Source organism: Micromonospora sp. WMMA1947 (genome assembly GCF_027497355.1).
In the GTDB taxonomy this organism is placed as follows: Bacteria; Actinomycetota; Actinomycetes; order Mycobacteriales; family Micromonosporaceae; genus Micromonospora.
On the sequence record NZ_CP114909.1, the window covers coordinates 3,516,844 to 3,532,031 of the forward strand.

Annotated in this window: 16 protein-coding genes; 6 read left to right on the forward strand and 10 right to left on the reverse strand. The window is 74.1% G+C overall.

Annotation, left to right across the window (positions count from 1 at the left end; translation table 11 throughout):
• Positions 1-78: 78 nt before the first annotated feature.
• Positions 79-702, forward strand: a complete 624-nt coding sequence (locus O7604_RS16910; protein WP_281577081.1) for a carbonic anhydrase — start codon at positions 79-81, stop codon at positions 700-702.
• 37 nt (positions 703-739) lie between these two features.
• Here the strand turns inward: O7604_RS16910 and O7604_RS16915 are convergent, their stop codons facing one another.
• Complete coding sequence (locus tag O7604_RS16915; RefSeq protein WP_013287842.1) at positions 740-1,069, reverse strand: hypothetical protein; 330 nt, start codon at positions 1,067-1,069, stop codon at positions 740-742.
• A 329-nt stretch (positions 1,070-1,398) separates the two neighbouring features.
• Between O7604_RS16915 and O7604_RS16920 the strand changes: the two genes are divergently transcribed.
• The 3 genes from O7604_RS16920 to O7604_RS16930 are packed head-to-tail and all read left to right on the forward strand — an operon-like array spanning position 1,399 to position 3,923.
• The gene (locus tag O7604_RS16920) at positions 1,399-1,890 is read left to right on the forward strand and encodes a DUF3145 domain-containing protein (protein WP_030503630.1); all 492 of its coding nucleotides are present in this window, start codon (positions 1,399-1,401) and stop codon (positions 1,888-1,890) included.
• Between the two features lie 33 nt (positions 1,891-1,923).
• Positions 1,924-3,648: a glycoside hydrolase family 3 protein gene (locus tag O7604_RS16925; protein WP_281577082.1), complete on the forward strand. Its 1,725-nt coding sequence runs from the start codon at positions 1,924-1,926 to the stop codon at positions 3,646-3,648.
• A 53-nt stretch (positions 3,649-3,701) separates the two neighbouring features.
• Positions 3,702-3,923, forward strand: coding sequence for a hypothetical protein (locus O7604_RS16930; protein WP_269704703.1), 222 nt, complete (start codon positions 3,702-3,704; stop codon positions 3,921-3,923).
• Between the two features lie 88 nt (positions 3,924-4,011).
• Here O7604_RS16930 and fabF read toward each other — a convergent pair whose 3' ends face one another.
• The 5 genes from fabF to O7604_RS16955 all read right to left on the reverse strand — a co-directional run bounded on the left by fabF (position 4,012) and on the right by O7604_RS16955 (position 9,050).
• Positions 4,012-5,238: a beta-ketoacyl-ACP synthase II gene (gene fabF, locus O7604_RS16935; RefSeq protein WP_269704704.1), complete on the reverse strand. Its 1,227-nt coding sequence runs from the start codon at positions 5,236-5,238 to the stop codon at positions 4,012-4,014.
• A gap of 2 nt (positions 5,239-5,240) precedes the next feature.
• Positions 5,241-5,480: an acyl carrier protein gene (locus O7604_RS16940; RefSeq protein ID WP_007072348.1), complete on the reverse strand. Its 240-nt coding sequence runs from the start codon at positions 5,478-5,480 to the stop codon at positions 5,241-5,243.
• An 83-nt stretch (positions 5,481-5,563) separates the two neighbouring features.
• Positions 5,564-6,508 (reverse strand): beta-ketoacyl-ACP synthase III, encoded by a 945-nt coding sequence (locus O7604_RS16945; protein WP_120568620.1) that lies wholly within the window; start codon positions 6,506-6,508, stop codon positions 5,564-5,566.
• Positions 6,509-7,678, reverse strand: coding sequence for an acyltransferase domain-containing protein (locus tag O7604_RS16950; protein ID WP_281577083.1), 1,170 nt, complete (start codon positions 7,676-7,678; stop codon positions 6,509-6,511).
• 97 nt (positions 7,679-7,775) lie between these two features.
• On the reverse strand, positions 7,776-9,050 hold the full coding sequence (locus O7604_RS16955; protein ID WP_281577084.1) for a helix-turn-helix domain-containing protein: 1,275 nt from the start codon (positions 9,048-9,050) through the stop codon (positions 7,776-7,778).
• Positions 9,051-9,154: 104 nt separating this feature from the next.
• On the opposite strand from O7604_RS16955, the gene O7604_RS16960 reads away from it, so the two are divergent.
• A complete protein-coding gene (locus O7604_RS16960) occupies positions 9,155-9,484 on the forward strand; it encodes a hypothetical protein (RefSeq protein ID WP_281577085.1) in 330 nt (109 codons plus the stop codon).
• A gap of 79 nt (positions 9,485-9,563) precedes the next feature.
• On the opposite strand, the gene O7604_RS16965 is transcribed toward O7604_RS16960, so the two are convergent.
• A complete protein-coding gene (locus O7604_RS16965) occupies positions 9,564-10,229 on the reverse strand; it encodes a hypothetical protein (RefSeq protein WP_281577086.1) in 666 nt (221 codons plus the stop codon).
• A gap of 192 nt (positions 10,230-10,421) precedes the next feature.
• Here O7604_RS16965 and O7604_RS16970 point away from each other — a divergent pair, with 192 nt between their 5' ends.
• A complete protein-coding gene (locus tag O7604_RS16970; protein ID WP_281577087.1) occupies positions 10,422-11,027 on the forward strand; it encodes a copper resistance CopC family protein in 606 nt (201 codons plus the stop codon).
• 80 nt (positions 11,028-11,107) lie between these two features.
• Here the strand turns inward: O7604_RS16970 and gltX are convergent, their stop codons facing one another.
• The 3 genes from gltX to O7604_RS16985 are packed head-to-tail and all read right to left on the reverse strand — an operon-like array spanning position 11,108 to position 15,154.
• Entirely contained in the window at positions 11,108-12,517 is a 1,410-nt protein-coding gene (gltX, locus tag O7604_RS16975) for a glutamate--tRNA ligase (RefSeq protein ID WP_281577088.1), read from the reverse strand.
• A 49-nt stretch (positions 12,518-12,566) separates the two neighbouring features.
• Positions 12,567-13,844 carry an MFS transporter gene (locus O7604_RS16980; protein WP_281577089.1) on the reverse strand — a complete coding sequence of 426 codons (1,278 nt, stop codon included), beginning with the start codon at positions 13,842-13,844 and terminating at the stop codon, positions 12,567-12,569.
• Entirely contained in the window at positions 13,841-15,154 is a 1,314-nt protein-coding gene (locus O7604_RS16985; protein ID WP_269707033.1) for a GH1 family beta-glucosidase, read from the reverse strand. Before O7604_RS16985 ends, O7604_RS16980 begins: the two co-directional genes overlap by 4 nt.
• Between the last annotated feature and the right edge of the window lie 34 nt (positions 15,155-15,188).

Below are 15,188 nucleotides of genomic sequence, written 5' to 3' on the forward strand. Positions count from 1 at the left end.
TGAGACCACGGCAACCGGCCCGGAGAGAAGATTCCCGTCCGGGCCCGCGGCGTCGGATCGGTGACCAGGCTGGGAGGCATGCCGTCCACCAGTCCGCGCGCCGCGCTGGCCGAGCTGCTCGCCGGGAACCGCCGCTTCGTCAGCGGCCAGCCGGTGCACGGGCACGACGTCACCGCCGCCGCGGCGGTGGCCTCCGGCGACCAGCAGCCGTACGCGGTCGTGCTGGGCTGTATCGACTCCCGCGTGCCGTTGGAGGCGATCTTCGACCAGACGTTCGGTTCGATCTGCGTCATCCGTACCGGCGGGCACGTGCTGGACCGGGCCGTGCGGGGCTCGATCGAGTACGTGGTGGAGCAGCTCGGCGTACGCCTGGTGATGGTGCTGGGCCACGAACGCTGCGGCGCGGTCGGCTCCACCGTCGAGGCGCTGCGCACCGGGCGGCGGCCCGGCGGGGACCTGGCGTACGTGGTGGACCGGATCGCCCCGGCGGTCACCGACGTCGGGGTGGACGACCCGGACGCGCACCCGCTGGCGATCCGCCGCCACGTCCGGCGCACGGTGGCCGCGTTGCGCGCCGACGACCGGCTGGCCGGGGCGGTGGCGGCCGGCGAACTGGCGGTGGAGGGCGCGCTCTACGACCTGGCCACGGGCGAGGTCACGCTGCTGCCGCGGGAGGAGACGCGAAACCGCCCGCCGGGGTGATCCCGGCGGGCGGTCGCGGTGGTGCGGGTGAGGGCGCTCAGCCCTCGAAGACGCCGGCCTCGACCAGGCGCTTCTCGGTGGCGTCCCAGCCGTGGTCCGGGTAGGACGCGGCCAGGCCGTTGATCTCGGCGCGGATCTTGGCGGCGTGGCCGGCGGCGGCCAGCACCCGGATCTCCTCGACGAAGGCGTCGGAGTCGGTGCGCAGGTGCGCGGTCTTGCCGTTGGTCAGGTTGCGCACGTAGGCGTGCTTGCCGCCGTTGAGCGGGATCAGGTACTTGAACTCGCCCAGCACGCTGAGGGCGCCACCCTGGCCAGCCTGGCCGGCCCGGACGGACGCGCGCGCGGTCTTAGAGGTGTTGCTCGCCACGGAGGTACTCCTTGCAGACGTACGGTGGGGACGGAAGGCCGTCCGGGGGCTGTGCGGATGACGCCCGGGTGGGCGCCGGCCCGCGAAGATGTACGGCGGCACAGAGAACCGCCCAGAGAACTGTACACGACCACGACACCTGGCTGGTCGTCGCGGCGTCAGAGGGCATAACCGGGTCCACCACCCGGGTATTTCCCGCCCCCGGGGCCCGGCGAATTTTCCGATTCGCTGGCGCACCACCAGTCACACGGGTCATCATGTGTGCCAGGTACCACTCGGTACGACGAGGTCGTAGGGGAAGACGCACCTCGGCTCACCGGGAGGTCACCGTGCCAACGCGTGGCGTCGTATACGTCCACTCGACCCCGCTCGCCGTGTGCTCGCACGTCGAGTGGGCGATCGCGCGCGTCCTCGCCGCGCCGGTCAACCTGCACTGGACGGCGCAGCCCGCCGATCCGGGCGCCCGTCGCGCCGAGTGCGGCTGGACCGGCAGCCCGGGGACCGGCGCGGAGCTGGCCGCTGCCCTCCGGCAGTGGCCCATGATCCGTTTCGAGGTCACCGAGGAACCCAGTCCCGGCGTCGACGGCGAGCGCTTCATGTACGTACCGGGCCGGGGCCTGTTCCGCGCCGCGGTCGGCGCGGCCGGCGACATCCAGCTCGGCGAGGACCGGCTCCGCAGCCTGATGGCCGCCGCGCGCGGCCCGGAGGCGCTCGCGCACGCCCTGGACAAGGCGCTCGGCACCGCCTGGGACGCCGAACTGGAGCCCTACCGGTACGCCGGCGACGGTGCGCCGGTGACGCTGCTCACCCGGGTCGGGTGACGGGGGCCGAGTTGCCCCGATACGGTGGGCCGCGTGTCGATTTCCCCGCGCCGCTCCGCCGTCGCGCTCGCCGTACTGACCGCGCTGCTCGTCTCCGGGTGCTCGGACGGGCCGGACCGGCCCCGGCCCGCCCCGACGAGCCCGGCGCCGTCGTCGGCCGCGCCCGCGCCGAGTGACCAGCCGGCCGCCGACCCGGCCGTCCGCGCGGCCGCGCTCGTCGGCACGTTGAGCGACGAGGACCTGGTCGGGCAGGTGCTGATGCCCTACGCGTACGGCAGTTCGGCGACCAAGGTGTCGGCCGGCTCGGCGGCCGGGAACCGGGCGCTCGCCGGGGTCGACACCCCCGCCGAGATGGTCGCGAAGTACCGGCTCGGCGGCCTGATCCTGGTCGGCTTCAGCGCCGACGACCCGACCTCGGGCAACCAGGCCACCACGAACGTCGACAACCCGAAGCAGGTCCGCGCGCTCACCGACGGGCTGCGCGCCGCCGCCGGCAAGCTGCCCGCCGGCGCCGCGCCGTTCCTGATCGGCACCGACCAGGAGTACGGCGTGGTCACCCGGATCACCGACGGGGTGACGCTGCTGCCCAGCCCGCTCGCCGCCGGCGCCGCCGGGAACCCGGCACTCACCGAGGCCGCCTGGCGGGCCGCCGGGGCCGAACTGGCCGCGATGGGCATCAACCTCGACTTCGCACCGGTCGCCGACGTGCTCGCCACCCGCAGCACGGTGATCGGCTCCCGGTCCTTCGGCGCCGACCCGGCGACCGCGTCCCCGCAGGTGGCCGGCGCGGTACGCGGCCTGCAGGCCGAGGGCGTCGGCGCCGCCGTCAAGCATTTCCCCGGGCACGGCCTGAGCGCCGAGGACTCGCACACCGAGCTGCCCGTGATCAAGCAGTCCCGCGCCGACCTGGACCGGATCGCGTTCCCGCCGTTCCGCGCCGGCATCGGCGCCGGGGCGATGGCGGTGATGTCGGCCCACCTGGACGTCAAGGCCGTCGACCCGGGCACCGCCGCCACCTTCTCCCGCAAGCTGCTCACCGACGTGCTCCGTGGCCAGCTCGGCTTCCAGGGCGTGGTGATCACCGACGGGATGAACATGGCCCCGGCGAAGAAGTGGTCACCGGGCGAGGCCGCCGTACGCGCGCTCAACGCCGGCAACGACCTCATCCTGATGACGCCGAACGTCACCCAGGCGTACGACGGGCTGCGCGCCGCGCTCAAGGACGGCTCACTGCCCCGCGCCCGCCTGGTCGAGGCGGTCACCCGCGTGCTGACCATGAAGTTCCGGCTGGCCGGGCGGGACACCCCGGCGCTGTCCACGCTCGACGGCGCCGCGCACCGCAAGGCCGCCGACGACCTGGCGACCGCCGCCGTGACGGTGCTGCGCGGCAAGTGCGGCGGCGCGGTGACCGGCCCGGTGAGCGTGACCTCCTCCGGCGGCCGGGAGCGCACCCGCAAACTGCTGACCGAGGCGCTCACCGCGGCCGGGGTCAAGGTCGTGCCCTCCGGCGGCACCGTGGTGCACCTGGTCGGGTACGGCGACGGCGCGAAGGACCTGCGCGCAGACGCCGCCGTGACGGTGGCGATGGACACGCCGTACGTACTGTCCGGAGCGAAGTCCCCGACGCTGATGGCGACCTACTCGTCCACCCGCGCCTCGATGGCCGGGCTCGCGGCGGTGCTCGCCGGCAAGGCCCGCCCGGCCGGTCGCTCCCCGGTGCCGGTCTCCGGCCTGCCGGCCACCACCTGCCGGACCTGACCGCCGCCGTAACTCGGGTGCGGCCCGGGTGGCCGGCTGGCAGGGTGGCGCCCATGGGAGAGGCGGCACAGGGATTCCGGTACGTCGAGCGCGGCGACGGCACGGTGGTGATCACGCATCACGGCCGGGTCGCCGGCACGCTGCGCGGCGGCCGGGCGGCGCAGTTCCTGGCCGAGGTCGGCGACGACCCGCAGCTGGCCATGGCCCGGTGGACCGGCAACTACCGGCGGGGCAACGAGCGGACCGCCCGGCTTCACCCCCGCAACCGCGGCTGAGGTGTAAGGAAGGGCCCCTTCTTAACGCCTGCGGTAGAGGAAGGGCCCCTTCTTAACAGCGGCTGTTAAGAAGGGGCCCTTCCTTACATCAGGGGCGGGTGAAGACCAGCGCCACGTTGTGCCCGCCGAAGCCGAACGCGTTGTTCAGCGCCGCCGGGATCTCCATGTGACGCGCCTTGTGCGCGGCGACGTCCAGGGTGAGGCCCTCGTCCGGGTCGTCCAGGTTGATCGTCGGCGGGATCACGCCGTCCCGGATGGCCAGGATGGTGGCGATCGACTCCAGCGCGCCGGCCGCGCCGAGCAGGTGCCCGGTCATCGACTTGGTGGCGGTGAGCACCGGGTGGTCGCCGACCGCCTGCCGCAGCGCGCCGATCTCCAGCATGTCCCCGACCGGGGTGGAGGTGGCGTGCGCGTTGACGTGGACGATGTCGGTACGGGCCACGTCCGCGTCGGCGACCGCCCGGGCGATGGCGCGGATGGCGCCCTCACCCTCGGCGTGCGGCTGCACGATGTCGTACGCGTCCGAGGTGATCCCCGCGCCGGCCAGGCGCGCGTACACCCGGGCGCCCCGGGCGGCGGCGTGGTCGGCGCGCTCCAGGATCACCACGCCCGCGCCCTCACCGAGCACGAAGCCGTCGCGACCGGAGTCCCACGGCCGGGAGGCCCGCTCCGGCTCGTCGTTGCGGGTCGACATGGCCCGCATCGAGCTGAAGCCGGCGATCGGCAGCGGGTGGATGACCGCCTCGGTGCCACCGGCCACCACCACGTCGGCCCGGCCGGCGCGGATGATGTCCAGCCCCAGCGCGATCGCCTCCGCGCCGGTCGCGCAGGCGCTGGCGACGGTGTGCACGCCGGCCTTGGCGCCCAGCTCCAGCCCGACCCAGGCGGCCGGGCCGTTCGGCATGAGCATCGGGATGGTGTGCGGGGAGACGCGCCGCGGTCCGGACGCCTCCAGGATGTCGTCCTGGGCGAGCAGGGTGGTGGCGCCGCCGATGCCCGAGCCGACGCTCACCGCCAGCCGCTCCGGGTCCGGTCCGGCGTCGGTCAGACCGGCGTCGGCCCAGGCCTGCCTGGCGGCGATGATGGCGATCGCCTCCGAGCGGTCCAGCCGCCGCAGCTTCACCCGGTCCAGCACCTCGGCCGGGTCCACCGCCAGCTGGGCGGCGATCCGGACGGGCAGTTCCGCGGCCCACTCCTGGGTGAGCGCACTCACCCCGGAGCGGCCGGCGAGCATGGCGTCCCAGGTCGACGCGACGTCCCCGCCGAGCGGGGTCGTCGCGCCGAGCCCGGTGACGACGACGTCGGGGCGACTCATGATCAGGACTGCGCCTCGATGTAGCTGACGGCGTCCCCGACGGTCTTGAGGTTCTGCACCTCGTTGTCCGGGATCTTGACGCCGAACTTCTCCTCGGCCGCCACCACGACCTCGACCATGGAGAGCGAGTCGACATCGAGGTCGTCGGTGAAGGACTTCCCCTCGGCCACGTCGTCCGGGTTCACCCCGGCAACCTCTTCGAGGATCTCGGCGAGGCCGGCGGTGATCTCGTCACGGGTCATTGCGGTTGGTTCCTCTCATCGGGGGTTACCGGTGACCGGCGTCGCCGGTCACGCACCTCGGCGCGTTCGCGCCCGAGGGGGTTTCAGGGGCAGCGCACGACCTGGCCGGCGTAGGTCAGGCCGCCGCCGAAGCCGAACAGCAGCACCGGGGCGCCCGAGGGCACCTCGCGCCGCTCGACAAGCTTCGACAGGGCCAGCGGGATGCTCGCCGCCGACGTGTTGCCGGACTCGACGATGTCCTTGGCGATGATCGCGTCCGGGATGTTCAGCCGCTTGGCGATGCCGTCGATGATCCGGGCGTTGGCCTGGTGCGGCACGAACGCGGCCAGCTCCGACGGATCCACCCCGGCGCGCTCGCAGGCCTGCAGCGCGAGCGGGGCGATCGCGGTGGTGGCCCAGCGGAACACCGACTGCCCCTCCTGGGTGATGTACGGCTGCCAGCCCTCGATCCGGACCGCGTCGCTCTTCTCCGGCGCGGAACCCCAGACCACCGGCCCGATTCCGGCCGGCTCGTCGTCGGCGGTCGCGGTGACCACCGCCGCCCCGGCGCCGTCGGCGAAGATGATGCAGGTCGAGCGGTCGGTCCAGTCGGTGAAGTCGGAGAGCTTCTCCGCGCCGACGACGATCGCGTTGCGCGCCGCGCCGGCCCGGATCGCGTGGTCCACCGTGCCCAGCGCGTACGCGAAACCGGAGCAGGCGGTGTTGAGGTCGAAGGCCCCGGGCGCGTTGATGCCCAGCTTGGCCGCGACCCGGCAGGCCACGTTGGGGCTGCGGTCCACCGACGAGCAGGTGGCCACCACGACCAGATCGATGTCGGCGGCGGTGAGGCCGGAGTTGGCGAGCGCCTTGCCGGCGGCGGCGGTGGCCATGTCGGCCACCGTCTCGTCGCCGGCGATCCGCCGGGTGACGATGCCGACCCGGTCCCGGATCCACTCGTCGTTGGTGTCGACCATCTGGGCGATCTCGTCGTTCGTGACGACGCGGGAGGGCTGGTAGTGCCCCATCGCGACGATCCGGCTGCCGGCCATTTAGTGCGTTCCTCCGATACGGACGAGGGGCTGGCCCGGTGCGACCGGGTCGTCGTGGTGTGCGAGCCACTCGGCGAGCGACCCGTTGTCGTGCGCGGTCACCTCGACCGGCCCCCGGCCGGTGGCGACGTGGCCGAGGACCTGGCCGGCGCGTACCTCGGTGCCCTCGGCCGGTGCGGCCGACCGGTCGAGGCGGCCGGCGGCGGGCGAGACGACCACCCGGTACGACGGCGCGGTGGGGCGGGCGGCGGGGCCGGCGTGCCGCGCGATCAGGCGGCGCGCGGCGGGCAGGTCGGCCGGGGTGTTCAGGGTGACGATCTCGGGTGCGCCCTCACCCTTGAGTTCCCGCTTGACCAGCCCGGCCAGGGTGCCGGCCGGCGGCAGCTCGATCACGCCGGTGACGCCCAGGTCGGCCAGCGTGCGCATGCACAGGTCCCAGCGGACCGGGGCGGTCACCTGCCGGACCAGCCGCCGGACCGTCTCCGGGCCGTGCCCGACCGGCGCGCCGTCGAGGTTGGACAGCAGGATCCGCGCCGGGGCGGCGGCGGGGACGCCGGCGGCCACCGCGGCCAGGGCGGTCTCGGCCGGAGCCATGTACGGCGTGTGGAACGCGCCCGCCACCTGGAGCCGGATCACCCGGGTCCGGGCCGGCGGCTCGGCGGCCAGCTTGTCCAGCCCGTCGATCGCCCCGGCGGCCACGATCTGACCGGCGCCGTTGCGGTTGGCCGGGTGCAGCCCGTGGGCGGTCAGCGCGGCGATCACCTCGTCCGGGTCACCGCCGAGCACGGCGGCCATCCCGGTCGGCTCGAGCGCGCAGGCGGCGGCCATCTCCCGCCCGCGTACGCCGGCGAGCGTCACGGCGGACTCGGCCGGCAGCACGCCGGCCAGCGCGGCGGCGCCCAGCTCGCCGACGCTGTGCCCGGCGACCAGCCCGACCTCGTGCATCGGCAGGTGCTCGGCGGCGAGCAGCGCGGCGGCGACCAGCAGCGGCTGGGTGCGGGCGGTGTCCTTGATCTCGTCCGCGTCCGCCCGGGTGCCCAGGTGGATCAGGTCCACCCCGGCGAGGGCAGACCACCAGCGCAGACGCGCCTCGGTGCCGGGGAGGTCGAGCCACGGCGCGAGGAAGCCGGGCTTCTGCGAACCCTGTCCGGGGGAGAGTACGGCGAGCACGTGTACGACTCTGACGGATCCCGGCGTGCCGCGCTGTAACGTACGGCACCAAACCGCACTAGAACCTTTAGAGGAAACCTACAAAGATCGCCGGCGATCATCGCCGGTCGGAGACCGCCGGCACCACCGGGTCGAGCCGTCCCACCGTCAGCGCGACCTGCAACGCGAACGCGTCGCGCGGAGCGAGGGGCGAGAAACCGGTCACCTCGGCGATCCGCTTCAGCCGGTAGCGCACGGTGTTCGGGTGCACGAACAGCGCCCGGGCCGCGCTCTCCAGCGTGCCGCCGGCGGCGAAGAACGCGTCGAGCGTCTCCAGCAGCTCGCCGCCGGAGCGGGCCAGCGCCGCGTACACGTCGTGGCGCAGCCGGCGGCGGGCCTCGGTGTCACCGGCCAGCGCGCGTTCCGGGAGCAGTTCGTCGGCGGCGACCGGGCACGGCGCGGTCGGCCAGGCCGGCGCGGCCCGGAACCCGGCGAGAGCCCCGCGCGCCGACTCGGTGGCCTCGTCCAGGCTGGGCACCGCCGGGCCGACCACCACCGGGCCCTCACCGAAGGCGGTACGGAGCTTCTCCGTGGCCGCCACCGGATCGGCCGCACCGCCCAGCACGATGACCAGCCGGTCGCCGTGCACGCCGCCGATCACCTCGACGCCGATCCGCCGGGCCTGCCGGTAGACGGTGTGCAGCACGGCCGCGACCTCGCCGCCGGGGGAGCGGCCCACCGCCACCGCGACCGGCGGCGCGTCCGTCCAGCCCAGCGCGGCGGCCCGGCTGGCCAGCACGTCCGGGGAGTCGCCGCGCAGCAGCGCGTCGACAAGCAGCGCCTGCAACCGGGCGTCCCAGGAGCCGCGGCTCTCGGCGGCCCGGGCGTACACCCGCGCGGCGGCGAACGCGATCTCCCGGGAGAAGCGCAGCACCGCCTCCCGCAGCGACTGCTCCTCGCCCGGCACGGCCAGGTCCGACACCTGCTCCTCGACCACGTCGATGGTCACCTTGATCAGCGCCACGGTCTGCTGGAGGCTGATCGAGCGGGCCAGCGCCTGCGGCGCGGCGGCGAAGACCTCGTCGGAGACCTCCTGGGTGCGGTCGGTGGCGCCCCCGCCCTGGCGCAGCCACTGCACCAGGGAGCGCACGCCGGCCTGGGCGACGAGCATGACCCAGGAACGCTGGTCGGCGGGCAGCTCACGGAACCACGGCAGGGTCTCGTCCATCCGGGCCACGCTGGCGGTCGCCAGGCCGCCCGCGGCCCGTTCGATGCGCCGCAGCGTCGCCGACGTCTCCGTTCCGCCCGGTTCGCTCACCGCACCAGCGTGACACGGCGTGACCAGCGGATCCACTTCGAGGCAACGGGCCCGCGGCGGCGTGACGATCTCCACCGGTACGCGCTGACGATCTCGTCCGGCCGGGCCAGTACGGTGTCAGGGCACGCCGGGCCAGACTCCGGCCGGGCGGGCGAGGGCGACGCGTGAGGGGGGCCGGGATGGCGCAGGGGGAGGCCGAGCACGGTTGCGCCCAGGGTGAGGCCTGCCGGCGGGGTCACGACCAGCCGGCGACTGCCACGCACCCGCGCCGGCCGTGCCTGCACCACCAGGGGGAGCCACCGGCCGGGCGGTCGCCGGAACGCGCCGAGGACGAGCCGGGCGTGCCCCGGCAGCGGTCGGCGGAGCCGGCGCACCTGGCCGACGAGCCGTCGCCGGACCAGGGCTGCCGCAGCGATCTGGCGGGCTGGGCGGGTGCCCATCGTCACGGCGCGGTACGCCCGCGCAACCGCACCACCCGCCGGGAGCGCCCGCCGCGCCGTTGGTGCTGACGCCGCGCCGCTGGTGCTGACGCGGCGCCGGTCGGGCTGATCCGGCGCCGGCCGGGATCGGGCGGAGTGCGGGCCGGGCTCAGCGGGTGCGGCGGCGGACCAGCAGCGCGATGCCGGCCAGCCCGGCGGTGATCACCAGTACGACGCCCACGTTGAGCAGCAGCAGCCGCTGAAGTTCGCCGAGCGCGGTGTCGATGTTCTGCACCGGGTCGAGCGCCTCCTCCGGAAGCACCCGCTCGCCGCCGCCGATGCCGCCGGCGAGCGTGTCGAACTGTGCCGGCATCGGCACGCCGACCGAGCGCAGCGTCTCGGGCATGTTGAGCCGCCCGAAGAACCAGCCGGCCCGGCTGCTGCTCAGGTCCGGCTGCTTGCCCGGCCGGTAGATCCGCGGACCGCCCTTGGCCAGGGGGAACAGGTCGTAGGTGCGCTGCGGGCCGGCGGCGGTGAGCACCACCACCGTGTACTTCGGACCGAGGTCCTTGGCGGCCGGGCCGCGCAGCTGGCCGGCCGCGCCGAGCCACTTGACCTGGTCGACCACCAGGTTGACCTCGTTCGGCCTGGTGTCGGACCGCAGCTTCAGCGGGCCGTCGAGCCGCTCGCCGCTGATGTCCACGCCGGTGGGGACGGCCGGCTTGGGCTTGGGCGCGGCCTGTGCCGCCGTCGTGCCGGCCAGGGCCAGCGCGCACGCCAGCGCCGCCACGCTCCCGGTCACGGTGACCAGCAGCCGTCTCACCCTACGGATCATCGCCGCCTCCTCGCCCCGTTCGATGGCTGGCTTCCGCTGCAGGTCACACTGGACCGGTGCCCACCACAAAGACTCCGCAAAACGGCGTCCGGTTGCAGCTGGTGGAAGAGTATTTGGAACTATCTGCGAGCTGAGACCGACCAACGAACGGTCGATGATCATCGGCCGGATCCTACCCGGACGGAGGAAACCATGGGGGGCAGGGTCGCCCGTGTGGCGCGTACCTGGGTGGTGGTGCTCGGGATGGTGGCGGCGTTCGCGCTGCTCCCGGCCGCGCCGGCCGCCGCGCACAATTCGCTGACCGGCAGTGACCCGCGCGACGGGGCCCGGCTGGCCGCCGCCCCGGAGCGGATCGAGCTGCGGTTCCTCGCCACGCCGAAGGAGGCCACCACCGAGGTCACCGTCACCGGCCCGGACAACGTGGCCGCGACCGGCGGCGCGCCGGCCTTCTCCGGCAAGCGCGTCACCGTGCCGTTCCGGCCGGGCGCGGCCGGGCTCTACATCGTCACCTACCGGCTGGCGTCCGACGACGGCCATCCGGTCAAGGGGGAGATCCGGTTCACACTGACCACCGGCACCCCGGCCGAATCGCCGTCGGCGAGCACGCCGCCCACCAGCGCCGCCCCGACCGCCGCGCCCACCAGCGCCGCGCCGAGCCCGACCCCGACCCTGACCCCGACCGCCGCCGAGGCGGACGACGACGGGGGTACGGGCTGGCTGTGGGCGGCCGGCGCGGTGGTGGTGCTGGCCGCGCTGGGCGGCGGGCTGCTGCTGCGCCGCCGGGCCGCCCGCCGCTGACTCCCCGCCCGCTGACGCCGGCCGGTCGGCCTGGGTCGGCTCGCGGGCGACACTCCCCGCGACGCGCCCGGGCGGGTGACTCAGACCAGGCGTACGCGGGCGGCGCGCAGCCGGGTCAGCGTACGGTCGCGTCCGAGCACGTCCAGCGACTCGAACAGCGGCAGGCCGACGGTGCGTCCTGTGACCGCGACGCGTACCGGCGCCTGCGCCTTGCCCAGCTTCAGCCCGCGCTCGGCGCCGACCGCCTCCAGCGTGGCCTTCAGCGACTCGGCGTCCCAGGACTCCAGCGCCTCGAACGCGACGATCGCCGCGTCCAGCAGCTCGGCGGCGCCCTCCTTCATCGCCTTGGCCCAGGCCGCCTCGTCGATCAGCGGGTCGGCCAGGAACAGGAAGTCGACGTTCGGCACGATCTCGCTGAGCACCGCGATCCGGGTCTGGGCGAGCGCTGCCACCGCGGCGAACGCGGCCGGGTCGAACTCGTCGGGCTGCCACGGCGGCGGGGCGATGGTGTCGGTGCCGGTGAGCCACGGCCGGCACGCCTCGACGAAGTCCGCCACCGGCAGCGCCCGGATGTAGTCGCCGTTGAACGCGCGCAGCTTCTTCTCGTCGAAGAACGCCGGGGACGGGTTGACCTCGTCCAGCCGGAACTCCTCCTCGATGACCGACCAGGCCACGATCTCCCGGTCGCCCGAGGGCGCCCAGCCCAGCAGCATCAGGTAGTTGCGCATCGCGTCGGCGAGGTAGCCCTCGTCCCGGTACGCCTCGAGCGCGACCTTGTCCCGCCGCTTGGACAGCTTCTGCCGCTTCTCGTTCACCACCACCGGCACGTGCGCCCAGATCGGCGGCTTGACGCCGAGCGCATCCCACAGCAGCTGCTGCTTCGGGGTGTTCGGCAGGTGCTCCTCGGCCCGGATCACGTGGGTAATCCCCATCGACATGTCGTCGACCACGTTCGCCAGCAGGAACACCGGCGAGCCGTCGCCCCGGGCGATGACGAAGTCCTCGATCAGCTTGTTCTCGAACGTCGGCTCGCCGCGGACCAGGTCGACCACCACGGTCTCGCCCTCGTCCGGCGTACGGAAGCGAAGCGCCCGGCCCTCGCCCGGTCCCAGGCCGCGGTCGCGGCAGAAGCCGTCGTAGCCGCGCTGCTGCGGGCCGGTACGCGCCTGCACGTCCTCGCGGGTGCAGTCGCAGTAGTAGGCCCGGCCGCCCTCGTACAGCCGCTGCGCGGCGGCCCGGTGCTCGCCCGCGTACGAGGACTGGAAGTACGGGCCCTCGTAGCTGCCCCGGGCGATGCCGATCCAGTCGAGCGCGGACAGGATGCCCTCGGTCCACTCGGGCCGGTTTCGTGCCGCGTCGGTGTCCTCGATGCGCAGCACGAACACCCCGCCCTGCTGCTTGGCGAAGATCCAGTTCTGCAGCGCCGAACGGGCGCCGCCGACGTGGAACATACCGGTCGGGGAAGGGGCGAAGCGTACACGTACCGTCACGCCCCCCAGCCTACGGCGGACCGCGAGAGGTTTCCGGCAGGGGGCCGGGTCAGGGTACCGACTTGATCTTCACCACCAGGGCGCTGCCGAGCACGGTGATCGCCGCGGTCACCGCGTACAGCGTCGGGTAGCCGCCGAGGTGCACGACGATCGGCGCGGACAGCGCCGGACCGAGCACCTGCGGCGCCGAGTTGGCAATGTTGATCACGCCGAGGTCCTTGGCCCGGTCGGTGGCGGCGGGCAGCACCTGCGTGATCAGCGCGGCGTCCACCGACAGGTAGACGCCGTACCCGGCGCCGAGCAGCAGCGCCGCGACGATCGCCATCGGCCAGATGGGCGCCACCGCCAGCAGCGTCGCCGCCACCGCCATGATCAGCCCGGAGGCGATCACGAAGACCTTGCGCCGGCCGGAGCGGTCGGACATGCGCCCGGCGGTCACGGCGGTCAGCATCATGCCGACCGTGTAGAGCAGGATCAGGATCAGCAGCGAGCTCTCGGGGTCGGTCACCCGTACCCCGTCGGTGAGGAAGTAGAGCAGGTAGAGCGTGCCGAGCGCGTTGCCGGTCTGCACCAGGAACCGGGTGAACCAGGCCCAGGCGAAGTCGGGGTGACGGCGCGGGCTGATCCACATGGAGGTGAACAGCGAGCGCAGCCGCAGCGGCGACCGGTGCTCCCGGGGCAGGTGGTCGTCCTGGGTCAGCAGCGCGAACGGCAGCGACAGCAGCAGCACGGCGAGCGCGATCGCCGCGTACCCGGCGGCGTTGCCGGTGACCACGGCGGTCACCAGCACCGCGCCGAGCACCAGGCCCAGTGCCTGCGGGATGCCCACCCAGCCGGACACGCCGCCGCGCTGCGCCACCGGCACCCGGTCCGGGATCGCGGCGGTGAGGCTGGCCAGCATCGCGTTGAAGCAGACCTGCGCGGCGACCCAGGCCACCGCCACCCCGGCGATCGTGTTCTGCCGGGCCAGCAGCACCAGGGCGAGCGCGCCGATCACCGCGCCGAGCGCGGTCCAGACGTGCCGGCGGCCGAAGTGGCGGTTGGCCAGCCGCAGCGAGGTGCGGTCGGACAGCGCCCCGGCGAGCGGGTTCGCCAGCACCGCGGCGAGCGCCCCGATGCCGGTGACCACCGCCAGCATGGCCTCCTTGTCGGCCGGGGCGATCCGTTCCACCTGCTGCGGCAGCAGCACCTGGATCGGGGTGAAGAACGCCATCCAGACGCCCAGGTTGGCCGCGAAGATCAGCGCGATCCAGCCGCGCCGCACCGGCACGGTCGGCTCCGCGAGCGCCGCCGGCAGCGACGCCGGCGTCGGGTTCATCGTGGTCATCGCCGGACCAGATCCCGAAACCAGGTGTACGACGACTTCGGCGTCCGCCGCTGCGTTGCGAAGTCGACGTGCACCAGGCCGAACCGCTTGGTGAAGCCCTCGGCCCACTCCCAGTTGTCCAGCAGCGACCAGACGAAGTACCCGGTCACCGGCACGCCCTCGGCCACCGCCTGGTGCACCGCGCGCACGTGTCCGTCCAGGTACGCGATCCGCTGCGGGTCGTGCACCCGGCCGTCGGCGTCCGGCGCGTCGTCGTACGCGCAGCCGCTCTCGGTGACCTGGATCGGCGGCAGCGCATCGCCGTACCGCTGGTGCAGCTGGAGCAGCAGTTCCCGCAGCCCGTCCGGGGCCACCGGCCAGTCGAACGCGGTACGCGGGTAGCCGTCCAGCGGCACGATCTCGAACGGCAGCGGCGAGTCCGCCTCCGGCGCCCGGATGCCGGTCGGGTTGTAGTAGTTGACGCCCAGCACGTCGATCGGGGCGGCGATGACGTCCAGGTCGCCGTCGCGTACCACGCCCGGGTCGGGGCCGAGCGCGTCCGGATAGCCGCGTCCGAGCAGCGGATCGGTGAACAGGAGGTTGTGCAGCGCGTCGTACGCCGCGGCGGCGGCCCGGTCCGCGTCGGTGTCGCCGGCCAGGCGCACCGGTGAGTAGTTGTTGGCGATCGCCACCGGGGACGTGCTGCGGGCGCGCAGCGCGGCGACCGCGAGACCGTGCCCGAGGAGCTGGTGGTGGGCCACCGGGAAGGCGTCGAACAGCAGCGTCCGGCCGGGCGCGTGCTCGCCCACGCCGTGGCCGAGGCTCATGTGGATGAACGGTTCGTTGAGCGTGATCCAGAGCTTCACCCGGTCGCCGAGGCGGGCCGCGGTCAGGTCGGCGTACTCGGCGAAGCGGGCGGCCGTGTCCCGGTTCAGCCAGCCGCCCGCGTCCTCCAGCGCCTGCGGCAGGTCCCAGTGGAACAGCGTGGCGACCGGGTCCACGCCGGCGGCGAGCAGGCCGTCCACCAGCCGGTCGTAGAAGTCCAGCCCGGCGGCGTTGGCCGGGCCGGTGCCGGCCGGCTGGATCCGGGGCCAGGCGATGGAGAACCGGTACGCGGACACCCCCAGCCCGGCCAGTAGCGCGGTGTCCTCGGCGTACCGGTGGTAGTGGTCGCACGCCTCGTCGCCGGTGCTGCCGTCGGCGATCCGGCCCGGGGTGTGGGCAAAGGTGTCCCAGATGGACGGACCGCGCCCGTCCACCGAGGTCGCTCCCTCGATCTGGTACGCGGAGGTGGAGACCCCCCAGCGGAAGCCGGCGGGGAACTCGGGCATCGGCGCGGTCGTCAAGTCACCCTCCAGGAACGTG

Bases quoted from the DNA above. Each gene is read 5' to 3' on its own strand.
- O7604_RS16945 (WP_120568620.1), bottom strand. From the start codon at position 6,508: ATGGCCGGCAGCCGGATCGTCGCGATGGGGCACTACCAGCCCTCCCGC.
- O7604_RS16930 (WP_269704703.1), top strand. From the start codon at position 3,702: ATGGGAGAGGCGGCACAGGGATTCCGGTACGTCGAGCGCGGCGACGGC.
- O7604_RS16910 (WP_281577081.1), top strand. From the start codon at position 79: ATGCCGTCCACCAGTCCGCGCGCCGCGCTGGCCGAGCTGCTCGCCGGG.
- O7604_RS16965 (WP_281577086.1), bottom strand. From the start codon at position 10,229: ATGATCCGTAGGGTGAGACGGCTGCTGGTCACCGTGACCGGGAGCGTG.
- O7604_RS16970 (WP_281577087.1), top strand. From the start codon at position 10,422: ATGGGGGGCAGGGTCGCCCGTGTGGCGCGTACCTGGGTGGTGGTGCTC.
- O7604_RS16940 (WP_007072348.1), bottom strand. From the start codon at position 5,480: ATGACCCGTGACGAGATCACCGCCGGCCTCGCCGAGATCCTCGAAGAG.
- O7604_RS16960 (WP_281577085.1), top strand. From the start codon at position 9,155: ATGGCGCAGGGGGAGGCCGAGCACGGTTGCGCCCAGGGTGAGGCCTGC.
- fabF (WP_269704704.1), bottom strand. From the start codon at position 5,238: ATGAGTCGCCCCGACGTCGTCGTCACCGGGCTCGGCGCGACGACCCCG.
- O7604_RS16985 (WP_269707033.1), bottom strand. From the start codon at position 15,154: ATGCCCGAGTTCCCCGCCGGCTTCCGCTGGGGGGTCTCCACCTCCGCG.
- O7604_RS16980 (WP_281577089.1), bottom strand. From the start codon at position 13,844: ATGACCACGATGAACCCGACGCCGGCGTCGCTGCCGGCGGCGCTCGCG.